This window comes from Agrilactobacillus composti DSM 18527 = JCM 14202 (assembly GCF_001436375.1).
GTDB lineage: Bacteria > Bacillota > Bacilli > Lactobacillales > Lactobacillaceae > Agrilactobacillus > Agrilactobacillus composti.
Genome location: NZ_AZGA01000074.1, coordinates 17192 through 17915, shown reverse-complemented (window position 1 = coordinate 17915; position 724 = coordinate 17192). Strand labels below are relative to the sequence as shown.

At 44.8% G+C, this 724-nt stretch carries 1 protein-coding gene; it reads left to right on the top strand.

Going from position 1 to position 724, the window contains the following annotated elements; translation table 11 throughout:
• Positions 1-724 (top strand): nuclease/transposase family protein (locus tag FC83_RS17485; protein ID WP_476692194.1); only part of this gene is annotated, 724 nt, incomplete at both ends.

Below are 724 nucleotides of genomic sequence, written 5' to 3'. Positions count from 1 at the left end.
CAGTGAACAATATCGCTCAGCCTGCAATCATGTTTCTGAGTACATTTTTAACAATGGTTTTGAATTGAGTGTTCTCAAGATTCACAAAAAGCTTTATCGAGACTTGCGGCAACAGTTTAGGCTGAAATCACAACTGGCCATCTCTGCGATCAAAACAACGGTTGCCCGTTATAAAACTGTTCAGACGCAGCTGCGACGCAAACCCATGGCTTATGCCACCGGGGAAAAAGATAAAAAAGGTAAAGAAATTTATTTAAAAGTTCCCAGAGACCTGCACTGGCTTTGGAAACCGGTCTATTTCCAGCGCCCGCAAGCTGACTTAGTCCGTAATCGAGATTGGTCTATCGTCGCAAACGGTGAAAAGTTGTCCATCAATACGCTTCAAGGTCGGGTGAAAGCTCACTTTGCGTTAAAAAGTGGTTTTGAACAGTATCTGGATGGCACCTGGGAGTTTGGCGGCGCGAAACTAATTAAGTCTGGAACCAATTGGTTTTTACACATTGCAGTTAATAAAGAATTCCCTGAGTTGGCCCGTACTGATATGCAACACGTTGTGGGGCTTGATCGGGGGATCCGGCAATTAGTCACCGCTTATGATGATCAGGGGAAAACAACGTTTTTCAATGGTCAAGCCATCAACCATAAACGGCGCCACTATAAAGCACTGCGGGCCAGTCTGCAAAGACACAATACCAGAAATTCCAAACGGCGTATCCGTCAAATA